A 16,679-nucleotide genomic window follows, 5' to 3' on the forward strand; every position below is an offset into this window, starting at 1 on the left:
ATTTCTGATATAAGCTCGTTGCATGAGCACGTTCAAAACCCCTCCCAAGGGAGGCATGACAGACGCGATGGCGCGTAGCGCCGCCGCGCTGACCGCAACTCAAGCCGATACTCATGCCGGAGACGATGATCCCTTCCAGGAAGGGGATTCCATTGTCTATGCCGCACATGGTGTAGGCCGCGTCGATCGCATCGGTATCGATGAAATCGCCGGAACGAAGCTGGAAATCATCCAGATCTCCTTCCCCGGCAACCAGATGACCCTGCGTATCCCGCTTTCGAAGGCGCGCAAATCCGGTCTGCGCAAGATCGTGACACGCGATATCGTCGAGAAGGCGATGTCGATCATCAAGGGCAAGCCGCATGTCAGCAAGGGTATGTGGGCCCGTCGCGCCGTCGCCTATCAGGAAAAGATCAACTCGGGCGATCTGATCCAGATCGCCGAGGTGCTTCGTGACCTGCGTCGCAATGTCGACAGCCTCGATGGCAGCTTCAGCGAGCGCAAGCTCTTCGAAGCGGCGCAGGAGCGCTTTGTGAGCGAAGTCGCGGTGCTCGAAAACAAGGATCCGACGGCTGTCCTTCAGGCCCTGACGGAGACAATGAAGGCTGCCTGATCATTCAGGCATCCTTTCGCGATCACGGGCGTTTCTCCTCCCGACCTGATCTGCCAGCTCTCTCGGAGCTGGCTTTTCTTCGGATGAGAAGGAGCACGCCGCGTGACGGAACAGAAAAGCCAGCGTTTCGCCCATAAGAAAATCCTGGTGACAGGAGCCTCACAGGGCATAGGCGAAGACATCGCCATGCATTTCGCGAGTGAAGGCGCGCAGGTCGCAATCAATGGGCGCAAGGCCGAAAAGCTCCGCCCCCTTCTGGACAAGCTTCCCAAGCCTGCCAGCGGCAGCCATCTCATCGTCGCGGGCGACATGTCGGTCGAGGAAGACGTCGATCGGGTCATGAAGGAAACACTCGAGGGCTTCGAAGGCCTTGATGTGTTGATCTGCAATGCCGGGATGCAGATCGAATGTCCCTCCGAGGATATTGCGCTCAAGGATTTCAATATGGTGATGGCGGTCAACGTGACCGGCGTTGTCCTCTGTGCGCGTGCCGCCCTCAAATACTGGCGCGCGAATGATCTGCCCGGCAATATCATCGTGAACAGCTCGGTTCATCAGCAGATCCCCAAACCTCATTATCTTGGCTATTCGGCCAGCAAGGGTGCTGTCGGTAATATTGTCCGCACTCTCGCGCTCGAATATGCGCGCTATAACATCCGCGTGAACGCTGTGGCTCCCGGCGCGATCGTTACCCCGATCAACGACGCATGGGTGAAGGATCCCGTGAAATATGAGGCTACTGCCAAGCACATCCCCATGAAGCGTCCCGGGGAGTGCCGCGAAATCTCCGATGCGACAGCCTTCCTTGCATCGAAGGAATCGAGTTATATCACGGGTCAGACCCTGTTTGTGGATGGCGGACTGACGCTCTATGCCGACTTCGAGCAGAACTGGTCATCCTGAAGCGTTCGAGATCAGCACCCATGTCTCTCCAGCCTACCATCCTCGTTGTCGAGGATGACTTTCTCATCAGGACATGCCTCATCGAGTTTCTGGAAGACAGCGATGTCCGTGTCCTCGAGGCTGATAACTGCGAAACGGCTCGTCGTCTGATCCACAGCGACGAGCCTCTCGATGTTGTCATCATGGATATTTCCCTACCTGATGGAAATGGCGCGGAACTCGGTCAGGAAAGCAAGGAATGCAGGCCTGAATTGCCGATCATCTACACAACGGGCCATGGCATCACGATCGGCAATCAGTCCTCTCTGGATCGGGTCATGACCAAGCCTTACCAGCTTGATGCGATATTGAGCGTGGTGCAGGAGCTTGTCCCGGCGGGCTGAGATATGAGCTCCGACGCCCCTCCCCCATTGAAAGCCCTGCTGACCGCTTTCCACCAGAACGCGTCGCAGGCATGCCTTGATCTCGCCCGCCAATGCGACACCGGAAATGCGGCGTTTCATCCCCTGCAAAGTCTTCTTCCTCATGCGGAGGCTCACGACAGGAGAAAAGATCTTCTCCTCATAACGGATATGGCGCTTGCGGCCCAACCGGAAGATTGCCGGCTCCTGGAGCTGAGTGGCGCGCTGCGCATGCAACTTGGTGATATCGACGAGGCCATCGAACAGTTGCGCCTCGCTCTTGCCAGACGCCCCAACCACATGCCTGCCCTCAGCACATTTGCCTGCGCATTGACCCAGGGCGGGCATTTCGATGAAGCCCTGGTCGTGCTCGAGAAGATCCGCGCGCATGATCCTTCCGACCCGAGCGCGCTCTCGAATATCGCCTATCTTCACTCCGCCACAGGCCACCTGCACGAGTCGCTCAACCTTTATCGGCAGGCCATTCACGCCAAACCCGACCACCCTCAGATGCGGCTGAACTATTCAATCGCTCTGCTCAAAGCAGGATATTTCCAGCAGGGCTGGACCGAGCATGAATGGCGTTTCCAGCTACCGGGCCACACCACACTGCCCATGGCGCGTCTGCTGCCCAATATCACTGCCGACCTTGATCTTCGGGGCAAACACGTCCTGATCACCCAGGAGGAAGGGTACGGCGACAGCTTCATGTACCTTCGCTTCATCCCCCTTCTTGCCGAGAGGGGTGCGATCATTCGCCTGTGGGGCGCAGATGTCATGGCCGATCTCTGCGCCCGTGTGAACGGGGTCGACACCGTGCAGGTCGGTGGCGACATCCCCCCTTATGACTACCATTGTCCGTTCATCAGCCTGCCGCGCGCCTTTGCCGCAACCGCAACCCCGTTTGGCGTCCTCCCTCCCTATATCGCCGCTGACCCCGTCAAGTCGGCCGTTATCGCCAGCAGAGTTGCGCAGGACCACAATCTGCGTGTCGGGCTGGTCTGGGCTGGCGCGCCGCGTCGCGACCAGACCGAGGCCTACATGCTCGACCAGCGTCGCTCCATGCCGCTCGACTGTCTTACGCCTCTCGCAGAACTCACCGGGGTGACGTTCTACAGCCTCCAGAAAGGCGAGGCCGCGTCCCAGATCGCCACGTCTCCACTGCCGATAATCGACCTGATGCCGGAGATGGACACCATGGACGATACAGCGGCACTGATCGATAATCTCGATATCGTCGTATCGGTCGATACCTCGATGGTCCATTTGGCAGGCGCCATGGGCAAGCGGGTATTGCTGATGGACCGGGTCAATCCATGCTGGCGCTGGATGACCGGCAGGGAGGACAGCCCATGGTATCCCTCCCTACAGATCCTGCGCCAGACCACAGCCTGGGACTGGCGCGGCGTCGTCTCAGAAGTGCGGGACAGACTGGCAGACGCTGCAAGGCATAAACACATATGACCCACACCTATCAGGACGCGCGCAACAGGCTCGATACCCTGCTTCTGAAACCCGGACGGATCATCCTCGGTCTCGTCGGCGCACCGGGGGGCGGCAAATCCACACTGGCAGCCAGGCTTGCCGCTGATTACCCGGGAGTCGCTCAGGTCGTGCCGATGGATGGATTCCACTTGGCCAATTGCGAATTGCAGCGGCTTGATCGCGCGGGCCGCAAAGGAGCTCCCGACACTTTCGATGCGGCTGGATTTGTCGCGCTGATGCAGCGCATCAGGGCACAGCAAGACAATATCGTCTATGCGCCGCTCTTTGCACGCGAGATCGAGGAGCCTATCGCAGGGGCTATTCCAGTCCTGCCGGAGCGTCGACTGGTTATCGTGGAGGGTAACTACCTGCTATGCGAGGGGCCGTGGGCTCCCGTGCGGGGCCTGCTTGACGAGAGTTGGTTCGTCGCCACGGATGAGGCTCTGCGCAATGCATGGCTGGAGGCCCGTCATGTACGCTACGGCCGCAGCCTGGATGAAGCGCGCCACTGGATTGCCGTCACTGACACCCCCAATGCGAGGGTGATTCTCCAGACCCGTGACAAGGCCGACTGGATCTACACCCCCGTGGACGACACGCCGGTCTGAGCAGCGGGGCCTTCAGCGTCCTGACAGCGCCAGCCTCTTACCGCGCGGTGCGCGCTGCGCGGCAAGGGGTGTTTCAGTAATCGAAGCCGTAGCTTAGTCCCACGCTCGATCCCGGGTCATTCTCCGGCGTCGTGAAACCCGTGATCTGCCCGCCTGTCCCGACAGTGGTGTTGAGCTTGAGCCGTTTCGTCAGATCCACCTGGACCTGCGCCTGCGTGCCCGATCCACTGGTGGCCTGTTTGGCGCCTACATACACGCCCTTCATGACATATTTGCCTGCCTCAAGGCTGGCCCCACCATTATTTACGCCGCTCCCACCGCCGACTGCGAGCCGGTCGAGTCCCAGGAAGCCGCGCACCTTGTCGAGTGGGTCGAAACTCGAACCACCGCTGATCTGGGCCACGGCTGCGGCGAGGCTCGCCAATTGGGTTGGCGAAAGGGAAGCTGTGGTACTGCCGAAGAGCAGCATAGCCAGCACCTGATCACGCGGGAGCGATGGCTGAGAGGAGAAGTCGATCTTCGGCGCACTCGCATATCCGCCGACAACAAGACTCGCTGTGGTTCCCTGCACATTGCGATCGGCACGGAAATCGAGAGACGGGTCCAGCTTGTGGTCGACGCCTGAACCGTCGAACGCAACGCGCCCCTTGGTAAAGTTAAGGTTGACACCGGCAAGATTGAAAAAGCCGCGCTTGAGATCGAAGCCACCTGAAATATCGGGGGCCGTACTGACCCCGCCAACATGCAGCTTGCCGGACATCTCCGCATCCAGCCCATGGCCACGAACGAAAAAACTGCCCGGGGAGATGACCGAGACATCCAGCCCGATCACCATGGATCTTGCCTGCGCTTCACGCTGCTCTCCCGGGCGGATGACCGTCAGTTGCGGCACTGAGGCGGGCATGGAGTTCGGAATATTCACGATGACCGATGGCAGGACAATCTTGCCGTCCACATCCAGACGCGCCGATAACTGGCCGTGGGCGCGCAGGTCAGTATCGATGACGGCGGTGAGCAGATCGCTCGTCACGGGCTGAGCCTTGCGCGCCATGACGCTGATGTCGAGTGGCAGACCCGGACGCAGGACGCCAATCGTCCCTCCCAGAGCAATCGTTCCTTTACCGGCATGCGCCAGAACGTTCTGGAGGGTGAGGCTGTCATTGGCCGCCAGGATCGACCCGTTAATGTCGGTCAGGCGCACACCCTGACCATAATGGGCAAAATTGATGTGCTCCAGCGTGACCCGCCCCGCAGCACTCGGGGCGGACATATTGCCTGAAAGCGCCAGATCGATGGCCGTTCTGCCACTCAGCGCCATGCCCTGCGCCCCCAGCACCGCATTGGCGACTGCAAGATCGACGGCACCATTGAGCTTCATGTCGAGCGCACCGCTCCCGCCAGTCGGTACGGAACCTGTGGCCCGAAGGCTGATCTGACGTCCTGCATCGGCCTGCGCCGTGATCTGCGCCCGCTGCCCTCCCAGAACGGCATTGGCCTGCATGGAAAGCGGAGGCAGGGACTCGCCCTGGCCGGAGCGCATCCTCAACCCGCTGACACTCAGCCCCGCCGTGCCCGCAGGATGAGCGAGATCTCCGGACAGATCCGCCTGAGCCGCGATCGATCCTGCCGCATCGAGCGTCGGCATGAACGGCCTGGCCAGAGCGGGCGTCACATGGGTCACCCTGAGATGCACATCGAGACGCGGCTTGATCGTCCCTGCCAGATCCAGACTTGCAGGAGCGACACCTGGCGGCGCCACGCTCAGTTGCATCCTGTCAACGCCCAGCTTCTCGCCGAAACTGATCGTGCTCGTCCCGCCAAGACGGACAGTCTCGCCCTTCACCGAGGCTGCGAGACGATCGAGTCGTACGGTCCTTTCCGGCAGATCGAGCAGCAGCGCTGTATCGATGGATGCCGGGGCCGAAGCGACATTGTCGAACGTCCCCTTGAGGGTCAGGGCGAGCGCCTCGAGCGGACCGCGCGCCGTCAGGGTGGCGTTGCCCTTCATGTCCTGGAAGGCAACGCCGTTAAGCCCGAGGCGCAGATCCATATCCGGCTTGTCGACCGGATCACGGATGGTGCCTCCCAAATCGAGCGCGCCGATTCGGGCTGGAGGAGCCTGAACTGTCCCCTTCAGCGATACGGTCATGATCGGCGGCTTGTCAGGTTCGGGATCGCTCGTATGCACGTCCAGAGCGAGACGACCGCCCAATGCATGCCCTGCCAGGGCACTGAAGTCGTTGAGGTTCCCGGCCGTGATTGCGAGGGCACCCAGAGGGAGTTTGGCCCCCGGGGGCAGGGTGAGATGCCCCTTTCCGCTCAGGCTGGCCCAGTCGAGCCTGTCGAGAAGCACTTCGGCAGCGCCGTCATGCTGACGCGAGAAACCTGCCTCAAGGGCCAGTTTGCGACCATCGAGCTTTCCATCGGCGTGCAGCGTGCCTTCCGGAGCGTCAGGCAGATGTGCGACAGAAAGGTCGAGTGTCAACGGGCCCGGGGGTACCGCACTTGCGCCAATCTCCCCTTTCAACTGCACGTGCGCCCCGAGATCGCTCATCCTCCCTTCGGTGTGAGCAGCCAGAGCGACATGACCATGCAGTTGCGGTGCCGCCGCCTTGAGATCGGGCAGCGTCACAAGCAGGTCATTGAGCAGGGAGCCTTCGCCTCCCAGAACCGCCCTGCCCTCATCGTGAAGATGAAGTGCCCGCCCATCGAGGGTCATATCCCTGATCGTGATCGTACGAACGCCCTGGCGCTGGGGTGACGCAGCCACGTCCAGAGACAGGTTCGCGTCGTCACCGAGCAGGGAAACGAGCTGTTTCATCCCACCCGTGATCGCAAGGCGGTCCGTCAGCCTGAGGCTGGACTCACCCTGTGGAAGGTACGCGAAATCGGCATGGGTCACGCTATGTCCGGCCAGATCGACCTTGCCAATGGAAGCCAGGGCGCCGAGATCGGGCAATACAAGATCTGCAACGCCCCTGATCTCCGGTTTGAGGCGGGCCGACGAGGTGAGCTGAAGCAGTTTATGACGGATGCTGAGGGTCAGAGGCTGCCCCTCCTCATTAGGCATGGCAACGAGTTCTGCCTCTACAGGGGACTGGGCGATCAGCCCCGCAGGCACGCCGGGCGCCCGAACGCCATCGGCGCGCAGATGCACGGTGATTTTGTCGGCTCGCGCGCCAAGCCCTTTATCGCCTCCGAATGAGGCAGCGAGATGCGTGACACCGGCATTGGCTGCGGCCAGCGAGTCGATATTCAGCGCGCCCTGCCCCGAGGGCGCCAGCAGGTCGCCCTGCAAGTCGGCATTCAGGGTCAGGCCCGACCAGTAGACGCCGGGTACAGGCGTCATTGCGGGGGTAGAGGCTCTGACAGACAGAGTGCCGGCGTGGCGGGTGAGATCGATCCCCCCATGGGCCGAAGCCTCGATCTGTCCCGCCTTGAGCGACAGACCGAGCGTGTTGGAGACGACCGGCCCTGACAGGTCGAGCGTGAGGGCGAGCGGGTCGAGCGTGTTCATCCCCGCGAGCTGGGTCACAAGGCCATTGGCCTCATCCTGCATGTTCAGGTGAAGGTTCAGGACGTTTCTCGGAGTGGCGAGGGCGAGAGCGATCGTCGCCGGTCTGTCCAGTCGTCGAAGTGTGAGACCGAGATCGGCCACCGGCAGTTTGTCAAGCTTGAGGCCATCGAGCACGGGAGCCAGATCGCCCAGCCGCAGATGCCCCTGGGCCGAGAGGCTCATGGGAAAGCCAGCAAGGCTCTTGCCAAGATCGATGCGCCTTACATCGAGATCCTGCAAGGCAATCGCGATGTGGAGGCTCGACGGCGTATCGGGACCCGGCTTTGTGGGGGGAGCGGATGGGTCTGCCACCGGCAACCGCTCGAAACGCAGGCCCTCCGCCTGAAGCAGCGAGGCGCGCACAGTCATATGCAACAGGGCCAAAGGCGACCAGTCGAGACGCGCCTGGTCCACGGTGAGGTAAGGTCCGAGGTGATCGTTGATCGTGACCCGTCTCAGACGCAAATGGCTCGGGAAAAACCCGCCCATCCCCTGGATCTGGACCATATTCCCGGTCAGGCTGGCGGTCTGCCTCTCGATCACGCGCTGCCCATAGGGAATATTGGCGAAAACCATAAGACCCATGACGGCCAGGATCACGAGCGTGACCGGAACACCGAGCAGCAATGCGGTGGTCCAGAGCGCGATGCGTTTCCAGCGGCGCCTGCGCGCTGGCGCGGGGCCCGTATCGACGGATAATGGGCGACCGGCCTGTCTGGCTTTTGATTCGAGTTTATCGGGCCCGGGACGTTGCGGCATCAGAAAGTCTCCCCGAGGCCAATATAGAGTTCCCACTTATCGCCATGGGGCGGCCTATTTGCAGGCAGGGCGACGTCGAGACGCACGGGTCCTATGGGCGTGTAGTAGCGAATCCCGGCGCCATAGCCCACGCGCAGGGTCCCCTGGAACGGGCGGCTTCCCACCCCGACCTGCCCCGCATCGACAAACGCCGCGGCTCCGAAGCTCTTGAGTATGCGCTGGCGGAATTCAACAGACCCGGCATCGAGCGACGTCCCGCCTATGCCGTACTTGCCGTTTTGCGGTCCCACCCCCTGATAACGAAAGCCGCGCACAGTGGCAGGTCCACCCGCATAGAGCCTCTGATCGGGCGGGATCTGATAGGTCGACGCCCCCTGCACCGACCCCACGATGCCACGTACCGCGATGACAGACCGCCCGGCTGCGCTGATACCCAGATGATGGAGGTCGAAATAGGTCGATGCGCCAGCACTCATGATCGTGAAGAAGGCACTGCCGTTTTCCAGCGATTCGGACGGTGTGACGTTGAGATTGACGCGCACGCCATGGGTTGCCGGATCGATCGGATTAGAGAGTTCGGTGCTGTCATAGGTCGCGCCCAGAGGTAACTGCACGATCAGATAGTCGGTCGAAACCCCGAACTGCTTGATGTTTTCCTGCTCGGCCAGCACGCTTCCCGAGACATTCCAGAACTTGCTCAGTTTGCGGATCAGCCCCCCGCGGACCAGGAGCGCGGTCTGATGGTAGGAATAGAGCAATTGCCGGATACCCTCGACGCGCAGGCTCAGATTCTGGTTCCGGCGCATGAAATCCGGCTTGAGGAAATCAGCATAGACATCGTAGCCAAGACCCTGCTGCGCGCTCCCGCCGAGCCCTGTGACCAGAGCCGTAAGCCGAAGACGCTCGGCTGCACCGAACAGGTTATGATGCGTCCAGCTGGCGCCCAGACGCCCGCCCAGATCAGTTGAATACCCCAGCTGAGCCGATACGGTGTGGCGTTTCGACTCCTCCAGCGAGAAGCGCAGCGGCATGGCCTGGCTGACACCCTGGGTACCTGCGCCCTTGGCAAGCGCAACCAGAGGAGGGGAATCATGCACCCCCACGGACGAGAAAATGCCTACACTCGCCAGATCCTGACGCGCCTCCTCGATCTTGCTCGGTTGATAGAGCTGACCATCATGAATGAGCAGGCGCCGTCGCAGAAATTTCTCGCTCGTGCGCTTCTGGCCGGAGAAAGCGATCGGCCCGATATCCACAACCGGACCGACGCCCACCGCGAATTCGAGATCGAGCGTGTGGGTTGCAGGCCTCAGATAGGCGACCGGAGTTCCAACGCTGGCCTCAGCATGTCCCTCCTCGAGCAAGGCATGGAGCAGAGAAGACTGCGCGACGAGAACGTCGCTCGCCACAGCCCTCTGTCCGGATTGCAGAGCGAATGCCTTAAGCTGGGAAGGCGTCAGGCTGACTGGCATGGCCTCCTTGCTGCTATTCGCTGCCGACGCGGTCTGTCCGGTCTTGCCAGATGGCTCTCCCGGCCCTTTCTGCCCTGACGGTGCTTTGCCCCCCCCGTCTCCGGTGGCTGATTCGTCGTGAGGCTGACCGTCGTTCAGTGCTCCCCTGACAAGCGTGATCTTGCCGAGATGGAATTCCGGACCGGTAACGGCCTCGATGACGATCCGTAATTTGCGGCTGCCATGAAAGGCCGCGAGGCGGTCGGGCAAGGCGGGGTTGCGGCCATCGATGGTTCTCCCATCAGGAAGATGGACTGTTATCACCGCATGCCCGGCATAGAACCCACGGCTTTCGAGAGCTGTCTGGACACGGTCGTAATCGCCCCGGATGCGCCCAGCCAGGGCATATGGATCGACATTGCGCGTCTTCTGCAACGTGACAAGCGTGGAGGCTGCGGCCACCATCGGATCGAGTTCCGGATCCGATGAAGGGGTGATATCGACATGATAGGCTGTATCGGCCTGGGCCTTGTCTCCCGCGCCGGCCTTTGCAGCGCCCCCCGTGGGGGACGATACTTTCGTTCCGGTGGCTGCCGTCGCGCAGCGACCAGGAACGAATGCGCCGAAAACCGCAAGTGTGACGAGCAGGCCGAAACGTGTCGGACAAGCCGAACCGGTCAGGCGGAGGACCGGATCGACCAGGTTCCGATCAGAAGAAGCATGTTGAGGCGACAGCAATAGAACTCCTGCTGCTGGAACAATGTGCGCGGTCGATGACACGAAAGAATGGCCCGATCATGTCATGGTCGGTCACGCAAGAAAAGGTTTGAAACCATGGCTTTGCGTCCGTCGGACGCTGTGTTTCAGACGCAAGGGGATGGGTTTCGTTCAATCTTAATCAAATCGTCGCTGGATCGCTGTTGTCCGGTTTAGGCGTTTCGCGTTAGGTATCCGTCAATGACAGACGCGATCACGCGCCGCCGTCCTGCAAGTGACGCTTCCGGCCCCGACTCCTGGACCGCCCCGCTCGAGCCTGCTCTCTCGACTGAGCCAGCCGCCGGGAATGGTATTCTATGCAGGCTCAGGGCCATCCGGCGCATGGGGCTCTCCTGTCTCTGGACACTGCTCGCCAGTGTTCCGCAGCGCGTTCTCCTCAAACGCCATGGTGCCGCCAAAATCGTTTTCGCGCGGTTCTACTGGGCGACGATATGCCGGATTCTCGGCATGAATGTGCGTGTCATCGGAGAGCCAGCCGGAACGATACGGGACAGCATGGCCGTCAGGAACGGCGAACGTCCCGTGATTTTCGTGGCCAATCACTCTTCATGGCTCGATATCGCCGTGGCCGGAGGCATCCTGCCCACCGTGTTCGTGGCGAAGCAGCAGATTGCAGACTGGCCCGTAATCGGCACACTGGCACGGCTCGGCCGCACGATCTTCGTGAGTCGCCAGCGCAACAATACGGGTCGCGAACTTCAGGCGATGACCGATCGCCTCAATAATGGCGACAACCTCATTCTGTTCCCTGAAGGGACCTCGACTGACGGCACGCATGTCCTGCCGTTCATGTCGTCTTTCTTCGCGATTGCCAAACCGAGCCGGGTCGATACCACGCTGCCCACCCCTCCCTCGGTCCTCATCCAGCCCGTTTCCATCGTCTATGACCGCCTCGATGGACTCCCTATCGGTCGCGCCAGACGCACCGCACTTGCATGGTATGGCGACATGGAGCTTGCCCCCCATATCTGGTCGGTCACGCAGTGGCGTTCTCTGGGCGCTACCGTCATCCTGCATGAACCGGTCGATCCTGCTGATTATCCGAGCCGCAAGGAACTCTCGACAGCCGTGCAGGAGATTGTCGCCCTTGGTGTTGCCCAACTGCACCATAACCCCGACCACCCCGAGCCAGTGGTTCACTGACCTGCTCCCCATTCCGGGGCCCGGCACCCCGAATAGAATGCGGCCGCGATGACGCCTGGCGCGCCCGATGGCCCGAATATTAGCCATGCATTTACTGCCGGTATCCGCTACAAGAACGGCAGGACATTCCAGAATGCGCGCCGAGACCCGTTGACAGCCTTTTCTCCTGAATGGGCCGCCCGCGGGGTTTTTCCCGCCCAGAAGACAGAGCCGAGAGCTCAAGGCAAGGACACGTGACGGTCGAGACGATCACCGACAGCAAGACAATTCCCCAGAAAAGCAGCCCGGCCAATTCGCGCGGCCTGCATGTCATCACCTGGGGCTGTCAGATGAATGTCTATGACAGCGCGCGTATGACGGATGTGCTGGCGCCTCTGGGCTACCAGCCTGTGACCTCGCCCGAGCAGGCTGAGATGGTCATCCTCAACACCTGCCACATTCGCGAGCGTGCTGCCGAGAAGGTTTTCTCCGAGCTCGGTCGCCTGCGCAAGATCAGCGAGGAGCGCGTATCTGCCGGGCTCAAGCGTTCGATCATTGCTGTTGCGGGATGTGTGGCCCAGGCGGAAGGCGAGGAGATCCTCGCCCGTGCACCCTATGTGGATATCGTTCTCGGGCCGCAAACCTACCATCGCCTGCCCGAAATGGTGGCCCGAGCCGCCCGCGCCGGCGGGGCTGTGATCGACACGGACTTCCCTGTCGAGATGAAGTTCGATTTCCTGCCAGAGGCCTCGGCGCCTCAGGTGGAGGGCAATCTCACAGCGTTTCTCACTATTCAGGAAGGCTGTGACAAGTTCTGCTCTTTCTGCGTCGTACCCTACACGCGTGGGGCCGAAACCAGCCGCTCCCTCCCCTCCGTGCTGAACGAGGCGCGTCGCATGGTGGAGAGCGGTGTGCGGGAAATCACGCTTCTGGGCCAGAACGTGAACGCCTATCATGGCGATGACGGCGAAGGCGGTACAGCCGATCTGCCGCGACTGGCGGCCGCTCTTGCGGCTCTGCCGGGACTCGAACGCATTCGCTACATGACCTCGCACCCGCGGGACATGGATCAGGCGTTGATCGACGCCCATCGCGATAACCCGGCGTTGATGCCTTTCCTGCATCTGCCGGTCCAGTCGGGTTCGGACCGTATCCTCAAGGCCATGAACCGGGGCCATACGAGCGACGAGTACCGCGCCCTGATCGCAAGGCTGCGCGAGGCCTGCCCCGATCTGGCGCTGTCCTCGGATTTCATCGTAGGTCATCCCGGCGAAACGGAGGAGGACTTCGAGGCGACGATGCAGCTTGTGCGCGATATCGGCTTCGCGCAGGCATTCTCGTTCAAGTATTCGCCCCGTCCCGGCACACCTGCAGCGGGTCAGCCTTTCCAGGTTGACGAGGCCATCAAGGATGTCCGTCTTCAGCGCCTGCAAGCGCTGCTGCGCGAACAGCAGGACGCGTTCAACGCCGATATGGTCGGTCGTACCCTGCCCGTTCTTTTCACGGGACGCGGGCGCAAACCCGGCCAGATCACCGGGCGTTCACCCTATCTGCAACCGGTTCATGTCGAAGGCTCGGATGAGCTCATCGGCCAGACAGTGCCGGTTGTGATAACCCAGCGACTGACCAATTCGCTGGCCGGTACACTCTTACGGGAGAGAGTCTGCGCTTGAGCCACCCCACGGCACCCCAGTCGCATCCCGAATACGGGACAAATGACCGTAACTCCAGGCGGCACCTCCCGCCTGAAACCCCTCCTGACGCACAGGGCCAACGCACCTCGGCGCTGAGATTTGGAGATAATATTCTCCTGCAGCAATTGCTGGGCGATCATGATCGCCATCTTCTTCGGCTCGAACAGGGTTTCGATGTCCGCCTGACCTGCCGCGGCAACAAGATTGCCATCACGGGTGAGGCGGCGTCGGTCGCGCGCGCTCAGGCCGCCATCACCGCGCTGTACAATCAGCTCGAACATGGCGGCAAGATTGATGGTCCGGTTGTGGACAGCGTGATCCGTCTTTCGGCCCTGCCCCGCCCCGGCCGTGGAACGGAACCGCGCAACGCGCAGCGTGAAACCCAGGCACGCGCTGTCGAAGCCCCCCGCAACGATACCGATGGTTCGACGCCTTTCCTCGATCTGCCCGCCATCAAGACCAAGCGGGGCGCCATTGCGCCACGTTCGCGCGGTCAGGCGGCCTATATGCAGATGCTGGCCAAGACCGAGCTGACTTTCGGCATCGGACCTGCAGGCACTGGCAAAACCTATCTTGCCGTGGCGCAGGGTGTCGCCATGCTTCAGGCGGGTCAGGTGGATCGGATCATTCTCTCGCGTCCCGCCGTCGAGGCTGGGGAGCGTCTCGGCTTCCTGCCGGGCGATCTGCGCGAGAAGATCGATCCCTATCTGCGTCCTCTCTACGATGCGCTCAATGACATGCTGCCGGGCGATCAGGTCGCACGACGCATGGCCAATGGCGAGATCGAAGTGGCGCCGCTTGCCTTCATGCGCGGGCGCACCCTCGCCCACGCCTTCGTCATCCTCGACGAAGCCCAGAACACCACCCCGGCCCAGATGAAAATGTTCCTGACCCGTATGGGACAGGGGGCACGCATGGTCATCACCGGCGATCTCAGCCAGATCGATCTGCCCTCGGGCGTCGCATCCGGACTGCGTGAAGCGGTAGAAACCCTTGAAGGCCTGCCGGGAATTGGTATTACGCGTTTTGAGTCCGCCGATGTCGTACGCCACCCGCTCGTGGCGCGTATCGTAGACGCTTATGATCAACGAGTGGCTGCGGCACGGGATTATTCCCGAGGCAGGTCGCGCCGGGAATACAATGGAACCTCGAAGTAGTTTACCCCAATCCGCCGAAGAACCGTCCTCTATTACGAGGGCGGCGCTTCGCTCACGTCTCGATCTGATCGTGGCCGATCGCCGCTGGCGCGCCAGCGTGCCCAATCTGGAAGCGCTCGTTGCGCGCTGCCTTGAGGCAAGCTGGCCCTGGCTGGATCGCGATCGCATCCCCGCCTTTCTTCTCGCGGGAGATCACGCCATCAAGGCGCTCAACGCGACATTCCGTGACAAGAACAAGCCGACTAATGTCCTCACTTTCGAAGAGAACGGGACATTCGGCGACGGCGATATCGCGCTCGCCTACGAAACTGTCCGCCGTGAGGCGCAGATCAGCGGCAAGAAATTCCCGCACCATTTTGCACATCTGGTCGTTCATGGTCTGCTGCATCTGGCGGGTCACGACCATCATCGCCCGGACGAAGCCCGTCTGATGGAGATGACCGAATCCCGCATCCTTGCGCGTCTGGGTATTCCTAATCCCTGGCGTCTGGGCGGGGGGCGCGGCGCATGAGCGAGAGCGACGAGCACCGCCAGCGCCCCGCCAAGGGGCTATTCGGCATCTTCAACCGCAAGGGGCGTGAACAGGGGCTGCGCCTCTCGATCGCGGCCCTGGTGGAAGAGGCCGCGGCCCCCCATCCGGAAACCGGTACGCGCCCCGAACTCGACCGGCAGGAACGCGCGCTGATCACCAACGTGCTGCATCTGCGCGAAAAGACCGCGGATGATGTGATGGTACCGCGCGCCGATATCGTCTCAATGTCAGCCGATATCACGCTCGATGAGGCGCTGGCCTTCATGCGCCGCGAGAATCACTCGCGTGTGCCGGTCTATCGCGAGCATCTCGACAACGTCATCGGTATGATCCACGTCAAGGATCTGATTGCCTATATAGGCACATCGGAGGCCTTCGATATTGAGCCGCTGCTGCGTCAGCCCTTGCTGGTTGCCCCGCAGATTCCCGTGCTCGATCTGCTGTTGCAGATGCGCCAGAGACGCACCCATCTGGCTCTGGTCATCGATGAATATGGCGGGGTGGATGGTCTTGTGACCATTGAGGATCTCGTTGAAACGATCGTTGGCGACATCTCGGACGAGCATGACGAGCCTGTTTCGGCCATGATCTCCGAGCGCGCCGATGGCTCCTTCGATCTCGATGCCCGCCTGCCGGTCGACGAGCTCGAAAACTTCATGGGGCCGCTGCTGACAGAGGCCGAACGTGAGGCAGAAATCGAAACCGTCGGCGGTCTCGTATTTCGCTTGGCCGGGCATGTTCCTATCCGCGGCGAAGTTTTCACCCATGAGAGCGGTCTTGTCTTTCGCGTGACCGACGCCGATGCACGGCACATACGCGCCCTTAGAATGCGCGTGCCAGCGGATTGGGTACGGAGCGATGCCGACGCGCCTCATCGCGGGGATGACAAGCACTAGCAACGCCAGACGAAAAGGGAGCGGTCTGCCCCTGCAGGGCAGGCCGCCTCTTGACGCCGTGTGGCTTCCGGTCTTCAAAACTTTGACATCATGACCCGGGAGTGTTCCTCAATGTCTCTATATCGGCGTAGTTTTCTGGCTGCTCTGCCTGCTCTTGCGCTCATCCCGAAGGCACGCGCGGAGGATGCGCGGCTCACGCCCCGCACTCTGGGCAACCCCAAGGCCCCGGTCACGGTGAATGAGTGGTTCTCCCTCACCTGTACCCACTGCGCGCATTTCGAGATGACCGTTTTTCAGGACGTCAAGGCGAAGCTGATCGATACGGGCAAGGTCTTCTACGTCTATCATGACTTCCCGCTCGATCAGATCGCCCTGCTGGGGGCCATGGTGGCGCGCTCCCTGCCTGTTGACCGCTATGTTCCCTTCGTCAATTCGATGCTGGCCAGCCAGGATCGCTGGGCTTTCGCCCGTGACGTCGACCCCAAGAAACAGATCCAGCAGATGGCCGCTCTTGCCGGCATTTCAGCCGAACAATTTGCCAAGATCGATGCAGATGATGCATTCCGTCAGGCGCTGGTCGCCCAGCAGGATGCTGACCAGGCCAAGTACAATATTGGCGGCACGCCTTTCTTCATGTTCAACAACCAGCCCTATAACCAGGAGCTTCTGACCTTCGAAGCCTTCGAGGCCGAAGTGAAGAAAGCTGGCGGCTAAACAGAGGACCC

At 61.4% G+C, this 16,679-nt stretch carries 13 protein-coding genes; 11 read left to right on the plus strand and 2 right to left on the minus strand.

What is annotated here, in order from left to right; genetic code table 11:
• The first annotated feature begins 22 nt into the window (after positions 1-22).
• The 5 genes from AA0535_RS12440 (at position 23) to AA0535_RS12460 (ending at position 4,010) form a co-directional block, all read left to right on the plus strand.
• On the plus strand, positions 23-613 hold the full coding sequence (locus AA0535_RS12440; RefSeq protein ID WP_264816735.1) for a CarD family transcriptional regulator: 591 nt from the start codon (positions 23-25) through the stop codon (positions 611-613).
• 102 nt (positions 614-715) lie between these two features.
• Positions 716-1,516, plus strand: coding sequence for a glucose 1-dehydrogenase (locus AA0535_RS12445; RefSeq protein WP_264816737.1), 801 nt, complete (start codon positions 716-718; stop codon positions 1,514-1,516).
• A 20-nt stretch (positions 1,517-1,536) separates the two neighbouring features.
• Positions 1,537-1,899 carry a response regulator gene (locus AA0535_RS12450; protein WP_264816739.1) on the plus strand — a complete coding sequence of 121 codons (363 nt, stop codon included), beginning with the start codon at positions 1,537-1,539 and terminating at the stop codon, positions 1,897-1,899.
• Positions 1,900-1,902: 3 nt separating this feature from the next.
• Complete coding sequence (locus tag AA0535_RS12455; RefSeq protein ID WP_264816741.1) at positions 1,903-3,381, plus strand: tetratricopeptide repeat-containing glycosyltransferase family protein; 1,479 nt, start codon at positions 1,903-1,905, stop codon at positions 3,379-3,381.
• Positions 3,378-4,010, plus strand: a complete 633-nt coding sequence (locus AA0535_RS12460) for a nucleoside/nucleotide kinase family protein (protein WP_264816743.1) — start codon at positions 3,378-3,380, stop codon at positions 4,008-4,010. Before AA0535_RS12455 ends, AA0535_RS12460 begins: the two co-directional genes overlap by 4 nt.
• 73 nt (positions 4,011-4,083) lie before the next feature.
• Here AA0535_RS12460 and AA0535_RS12465 read toward each other — a convergent pair whose 3' ends face one another.
• Together AA0535_RS12465 and AA0535_RS12470 are read right to left on the minus strand one after the other, a co-directional pair.
• On the minus strand, positions 4,084-8,325 hold the full coding sequence (locus AA0535_RS12465; RefSeq protein ID WP_264816745.1) for a translocation/assembly module TamB domain-containing protein: 4,242 nt from the start codon (positions 8,323-8,325) through the stop codon (positions 4,084-4,086).
• Complete coding sequence (locus AA0535_RS12470; RefSeq protein WP_264817017.1) at positions 8,325-10,241, minus strand: autotransporter assembly complex protein TamA; 1,917 nt, start codon at positions 10,239-10,241, stop codon at positions 8,325-8,327. The genes AA0535_RS12465 and AA0535_RS12470 overlap by 1 nt, the downstream gene beginning before the upstream one ends.
• A 492-nt stretch (positions 10,242-10,733) precedes the next feature.
• Between AA0535_RS12470 and AA0535_RS12475 the strand changes: the two genes are divergently transcribed.
• From AA0535_RS12475 to AA0535_RS12500, 6 genes are all read left to right on the plus strand, one after another.
• On the plus strand, positions 10,734-11,696 hold the full coding sequence (locus AA0535_RS12475) for a lysophospholipid acyltransferase family protein (protein WP_264816747.1): 963 nt from the start codon (positions 10,734-10,736) through the stop codon (positions 11,694-11,696).
• A 170-nt stretch (positions 11,697-11,866) separates the two neighbouring features.
• Positions 11,867-13,348 (plus strand): tRNA (N6-isopentenyl adenosine(37)-C2)-methylthiotransferase MiaB, encoded by a 1,482-nt coding sequence (gene miaB, locus AA0535_RS12480; protein ID WP_373319337.1) that lies wholly within the window; start codon positions 11,867-11,869, stop codon positions 13,346-13,348.
• A gap of 113 nt (positions 13,349-13,461) precedes the next feature.
• The gene (locus AA0535_RS12485) at positions 13,462-14,526 is read left to right on the plus strand and encodes a PhoH family protein (RefSeq protein WP_264817022.1); all 1,065 of its coding nucleotides are present in this window, start codon (positions 13,462-13,464) and stop codon (positions 14,524-14,526) included.
• Between the two features lie 70 nt (positions 14,527-14,596).
• A complete protein-coding gene (ybeY, locus tag AA0535_RS12490; protein WP_264816749.1) occupies positions 14,597-15,037 on the plus strand; it encodes an rRNA maturation RNase YbeY in 441 nt (146 codons plus the stop codon).
• Positions 15,034-15,954, plus strand: a complete 921-nt coding sequence (locus AA0535_RS12495) for a hemolysin family protein (protein ID WP_264816752.1) — start codon at positions 15,034-15,036, stop codon at positions 15,952-15,954. The genes ybeY and AA0535_RS12495 overlap by 4 nt, the downstream gene beginning before the upstream one ends.
• Positions 15,955-16,065: 111 nt before the next feature.
• The gene (locus AA0535_RS12500) at positions 16,066-16,668 is read left to right on the plus strand and encodes a DsbA family protein (protein WP_264816754.1); all 603 of its coding nucleotides are present in this window, start codon (positions 16,066-16,068) and stop codon (positions 16,666-16,668) included.
• Positions 16,669-16,679: the final 11 nt, after the last annotated feature.

It is taken from the genome of Asaia krungthepensis NRIC 0535, assembly GCF_025995175.1.
GTDB lineage: Bacteria > Pseudomonadota > Alphaproteobacteria > Acetobacterales > Acetobacteraceae > Asaia > Asaia krungthepensis.

Coding starts and splice junctions, on each gene's coding strand:
- AA0535_RS12440 (WP_264816735.1), top strand. CDS start 23: ATGAGCACGTTCAAAACCCCTCCCAAGGGAGGCATGACAGACGCGATG.
- AA0535_RS12450 (WP_264816739.1), top strand. CDS start 1,537: ATGTCTCTCCAGCCTACCATCCTCGTTGTCGAGGATGACTTTCTCATC.
- AA0535_RS12455 (WP_264816741.1), top strand. CDS start 1,903: ATGAGCTCCGACGCCCCTCCCCCATTGAAAGCCCTGCTGACCGCTTTC.
- AA0535_RS12460 (WP_264816743.1), top strand. CDS start 3,378: ATGACCCACACCTATCAGGACGCGCGCAACAGGCTCGATACCCTGCTT.
- AA0535_RS12465 (WP_264816745.1), bottom strand. CDS start 8,325: ATGCCGCAACGTCCCGGGCCCGATAAACTCGAATCAAAAGCCAGACAG.
- AA0535_RS12470 (WP_264817017.1), bottom strand. CDS start 10,241: ATGGTGGCCGCAGCCTCCACGCTTGTCACGTTGCAGAAGACGCGCAAT.
- AA0535_RS12475 (WP_264816747.1), top strand. CDS start 10,734: ATGACAGACGCGATCACGCGCCGCCGTCCTGCAAGTGACGCTTCCGGC.
- miaB (WP_373319337.1), top strand. CDS start 11,867: ATGGGCCGCCCGCGGGGTTTTTCCCGCCCAGAAGACAGAGCCGAGAGC.
- AA0535_RS12495 (WP_264816752.1), top strand. CDS start 15,034: ATGAGCGAGAGCGACGAGCACCGCCAGCGCCCCGCCAAGGGGCTATTC.
- AA0535_RS12500 (WP_264816754.1), top strand. CDS start 16,066: ATGTCTCTATATCGGCGTAGTTTTCTGGCTGCTCTGCCTGCTCTTGCG.